At 42.1% G+C, this 5,207-nt stretch carries 2 protein-coding genes and 1 pseudogene; 2 read left to right on the top strand and 1 reads right to left on the bottom strand.

The window, feature by feature from the left end:
- A pseudogene (locus tag F6K63_RS36205) lies at positions 1–125 on the bottom strand (IS4 family transposase); the annotation flags it as partial.
- Positions 126–325: 200 nt separating this feature from the next.
- Here F6K63_RS36205 and F6K63_RS36200 point away from each other — a divergent pair.
- Positions 326–757, top strand: a complete 432-nt coding sequence (locus F6K63_RS36200) for a hypothetical protein (protein ID WP_287314923.1) — start codon at positions 326–328, stop codon at positions 755–757.
- Between the two features lie 31 nt (positions 758–788).
- On the top strand, positions 789–5,093 hold the full coding sequence (locus tag F6K63_RS36195; protein WP_287314922.1) for a tetratricopeptide repeat protein: 4,305 nt from the start codon (positions 789–791) through the stop codon (positions 5,091–5,093).
- Positions 5,094–5,207 lie beyond the last annotated feature (114 nt).

Below are 5,207 nucleotides of genomic sequence, written 5' to 3'. Positions count from 1 at the left end.
AAAGGTAAAGATTCAGCAATTTTTTCGAGTTTAATATTCTTGATATCTTGAACAATAATTACTACAAGGTAAAAAAACAATAATTGAGATTCGGAAAGTAGATTTTTTAGATGTTTTTGGTATAATTATGGTATCATTCTAACTTGATAGGTCGTCTTGACAATTTCTGACCTATCTTTTTTTACCATAATTCGCTCAATTTAATATATATCAAGGTTTACGGGGCGCTTGTCGCCCCCCCAGTGGGCTTTGGCAAACCCTGATTAAAAAAGCGGCATCTCCTTCCTATTGGCTTCGTTTTACTCCAGATCCTAATCACAAAGGCTTGGTTGTACCCCCAGGTAAAAAGGACGAACCACCTGTAATTGGTTTAAACATTCCTTACTATATGCATGTGGAACTAGATTGTGACCAACAGCATCTGTTGTTATTAAATCGCGGTTTAGATACCAACTATGTAGTCTGTCCTTCCCAAGCTTTTGCTCCAGTTAATCGACTCAAAGATAAGAAAATTCTGATGCCTCAGTCAGGGGCAATGTGTGAAGAGATAAAATTTGATACGGTAGGGCAAGAGGAGTTTCTGGCTATTGTCTTAGACGATTCCTTAGATTTACCTTGGTTAACGCCTAATGAAGAAGAACCAGCTCCCATTTGGAATCCCGAACGGCTTAAGGAATTGTGGACAAGGTTGGGAGAAGATAGCAATAATTGGCAAGCATTTTATCGCTCATTCCAGGTAGTAGAAGCATTTGCTTAGAATTAGGTAACAGGAAACAGAATAGGAAAATATGGATGAACAAAGAATTGACGCTTATTTAAACCTGATCCAACAACTGCTGCAATGCCCCAATGGACAGGAAATAGAAATACTGCAGGCCAACCAAGAACTAGTGAATTGGAAGTTGGTCGATATTATGGAAGCAGTAGCAGCACACATGGAAGAGACAGGGAATGGAGATATTGCCAATTGGTTGTTAAACTTGGCAGGGGAATTAGCAGAGATACTCGGGATTTCCCCGACTGAAGTTCCTTTAGAAGACTATCTCAATTTCCTACAGTCCATCTTGGAAGCAGTTGCAACTGACCATAGTCCTCAGTCAGTTTACCCCCTACTGGAACAGAACCTCGACAAGCTAGATGAAAAATTAGGGCAGATCCTGCAAGATTGGGCAAAGGAAACCATCCCTCAACTTCAGCCAGAAGAAGCTGAATATGTTGCTAGAGTTATTGGCGAGTTCGGGAATTTGATTGGACAATTTCCTCTGGGTAATAGAGCCAGTAACCTAGAAATTGCCATTGCTAGTTATGAAGTCATGGCCACAGTTTTTACCTTGGAGGCATTTCCCCAAGATTGGGCATCCACTCAAAACAATCTCGGTGTTGCCTACTGGCACAGAATAAAAGGAGATAGAGCCGAGAATATCAAACAAGCTATCACTGCTTATGAAAATGCCCTACAAATCCGTACCAAATCAGCATTTCCCCAAGATTGGGCAGCGACTCAAAACAATATCGGTGGTGCCTACTCTGATAGAATAAAAGGAGATAGAACCGAGAATATCGAACAAGCCATCACTGCTTATCAACATGCCCTACAAATCTATACCAAGTCAGCATTTCCCCAAGATTGGGCAACCACTCAAAACAATCTCGGTGTTGCCTACTGCCACAGAATAAAAGGAGATAGAGCCGATAATATCGAACAAGCTATAGCTTATTATATAAATGCCCTACAAATCCGTACCAAATCAGCATTTCCCCAAGATTGGGCAGCGACTCAAAACAATCTCGCTGCTGCCTACTCTGATAGAATAAAAGGAGATAGAGCCGAGAATATCGAACAAGCCATCACTGCTTATCAACATGCCCTACAAATCTATACCAAGTCAGCATTTCCCCAAGATTGGGCAACCACTCAAAACAATCTCGGTGTTGCCTACTGGCACAGAATAAAAGGAGATAGAGCCGAGAATATCGAACAAGCCATCACTGCTTTTATAGATGCCCTACAAATCCGTACCAAGTCCGCATTTCCCCACGATTGGGCAAACACTCAAACCATTCTCGGTGCTGCCTACTATGACAGAATAAAAGGAGATAGAGCCGAGAATATCGAACAAGCCATCACTGCTTTTCAACATGCCCTACAAATCTATACCAAGTCAGCATTTCCCAAAGATTGGGCATCCACTCAAAACAATCTCGGTGTTGCCTACTGGCACAGAATAAAAGGAGATAGAGCCGAGAATATCGAACAAGCTATCACTGCTTTTCAACATGCCCTACAAATCCGTACCAAGTCAGCATTTCCCCAAGATTGGGCAATGACTCAAACCAATCTCGGTGGTGCCTACTATAAAAGAATAAAAGGGGATAGAGCCGATAATATCGAACAAGCCATCGCTGCTTTTATAGATGCCCTACAAATCCATACCAAGTCCGCATTTCCCTACCATTGGGCAATGACTCAACACAATCTCGGCATTGCCTACTCTGATAGAATAAAAGGGGAGAAAGCCGAGAATATCGAACAAGCCATCGCTCATCATCAAAATGCCCTACAAATCTATACTAAGTCAGAATTTCCCCAAGATTGGGCAATGACTCAAACCAATCTCGGTGCTGCCTACAATAATAGAATAAAAGGAGATAGAGCTGAGAATATCGAACAAGCCATCACTGCTTTTAAACATGCCCTACAAATCCATACCAAGTCCGCATTTCCCCAAGATTGGGCAATGACTCAACACAATCTCGGCATTGCCTACTCTAATAGAATAAAAGGAGATATAGCCGATAATATCGAACAAGCCATCGCTCATCATCAAAATGCCCTACAAATCTATACTAAGTCCGCATTTCCTAAAGATTGGGCAAACACTCAAACCCATCTCGGCGCTGCCTACCGTGACAGAATCAAAGGGGAGGAAGCAGATAATATCGAACAAGTCATTGCTCATTATAAAAATGCCCTAGACATCTATACAAAGTCCAAATTTCCCCAAAAATGGGCAATCACTCAACACCATCTCGGCGCTGCCTACTCTAATAGAATAAAAGGGGAGAGAGCCGATAATATCGAACAAGCCATAGCTCATCATAAAAATGCCCTACAAATCCATACCAAGTCCGCATTTTCCCACCATTGGGCAATGACTCAAAACCATCTTGGTATTGCCTACTATGACAGAATAAAAGGGGAAAAAGCCGATAATATCGAACAAGCAATCACTGCTTATAAAAATGCTTTACAAATTTATACCAAGTCCGCATTTTCCCAGGATTGGGCAACCATTAAAAACAATATCGGCAATGCCTACGTTGACAGAATCAAAGGGAATAAATCCGATAATATTGAACAAGCCATCGCTGCTTTTATAAATGCCCTACAAATCCATACCAAGTCCGCATTTCCCAAATCTTGGGCAAGGACTCAAAACAATATCGGCATTGCCTACTTCTACAGAATCAAAGGGGAAAGAGCCGATAATATCGAACAAGCAATTGCTCATTATATAAATGCCCTAAAAATCCATACCAAGTCCGCATTTCCCCAGGATTGGGCAATGACTCAAAACAATCTCGGTAATGCCTACTTGTTCAAAATCAAAGGAGATAGATCCGAAAATATTGAACAAGCCATTGCTCATTTTATAAATGCCCTACAAATCCGTACTAATTCCGGATTTCGCCAAGATTGGGCAACTACTCAAGACAATCTCGGCCTTGCCTACTTGCTCAAAATCAAAGGAGATAGATCCGAGAATATCGAACAAGCCATCGCTCATCATAAAAATGCCCTACAAATCCGTACCAAGTCAGCATTTCCGAAAGATTGGGCATCCACTCAAAACCATCTCGGCGCTGCCTACTATAAAAGAATAAAAGGAGATAGAGCCGATAATATCGAACAAGCCATCGCTGCTTGTATAGATGCCCTACAAATCCATACCAAGTCCGCATTTCCCCACGATTGGGCAATGACTCAAGGCAATCTCGGTGGTGCCTACTCGGATAGAATAAAAGGAGATAGAGCCGAGAATATCGAACAAGCCATCACTGCTTATCAAAATGCCCTAGAAATCGATACTCCAGAAAATTTCCCTATCAACTGTCTGCAAACAGCTAGCAATTTAGGTAATGTTGCTCTAGAAAATAACAATTGGCAACTAGCTATCGAAGGCTATGCCCTAGCTATCCAAGCAGTAGAACAAAGCCGGAGTTGGGCAATTGATGAGGAGCGTCGCCAAGAGATTCTTGCTGATTCCATTGACGTCTATATCAACATAGTACAAGCTTGTCTCAACTTAGGGCAGATCGAGAAAGCAGTGGAATATGCTGAACGTTCTCGTGCCCAACGCTTGGTAGATATGATGGCTAGTAATGAACTCTACCAAGGGGGAGAAATTGTCCCAGAACTAAAACAGCATTTGCAGGACTACGAGGAACTGCAACGGCGTATCAATCTCCTCCGTTTTGGTTCTGCTTCGGAGGCTGTTCCAGTTTTGGCAGGAAGTACTAATAAAACCATGTCATTGGGAATGGGACTGAAACAATCCCATGAATCCTTGACTAGGGACGCTTTATTAAAATACGAGAAAGAAATCCAGGCATTAGAGGCACAAAAACAGCAAGTTTGGCAACAACTGCGCCGTTATGACCCGGTTTTGGCGGGACAAATTCAAGTGGATCATCTTGATTGGAAGCAAATGCAGCAGTTAATCGAGGAAGCAACCACTGCTCTACTCAGTTTCTATACAACGAATGAGGATACCCATATTTTTATCCTACGTAAGGATCGCAGTCCTCAACTTTTTACTTGTGTTGGGCAGGGGGTGGATAACTTACGGGTTTGGATTGGACAAAACTGGTTTATTCCCTATCTTGAGGCAAAAAGTAAATGGAAACAGAAGATGGGGGATTTTCTTCAGGAACTTGCTGAGCGCTTGCAGTTGCAGGAGCTGGTGGGACAATATCTGACAGGGATTGAGGAGTTGATTATTGTGCCTCATTTAGCTTTGCATCAGATTCCTTTTGCTGCGTTGCCGATTGTGGATCCCCCCCAGCCCCCCTTAATAAGCTATGCTTTATAAACATCTTTCTTAACATAAAACTTGACAAAAAGAGTCAAGTGTGTGTTCTTGCTAGAATCGCCTCTGGCATCTATTATCACAAATATGGAACAATGGATATTGAAAGAGCTAGGA

Origin of the sequence: Moorena sp. SIO1G6 (assembly GCF_010672795.1) — a bacterium.
Lineage (GTDB): Bacteria > Cyanobacteriota > Cyanobacteriia > Cyanobacteriales > Coleofasciculaceae > Moorena > Moorena producens.
This window is presented reverse-complemented; position numbering and strand designations above follow the sequence as displayed.

Coding starts and splice junctions, on each gene's coding strand:
- F6K63_RS36195 (WP_287314922.1), top strand. CDS start 789: ATGGATGAACAAAGAATTGACGCTTATTTAAACCTGATCCAACAACTG.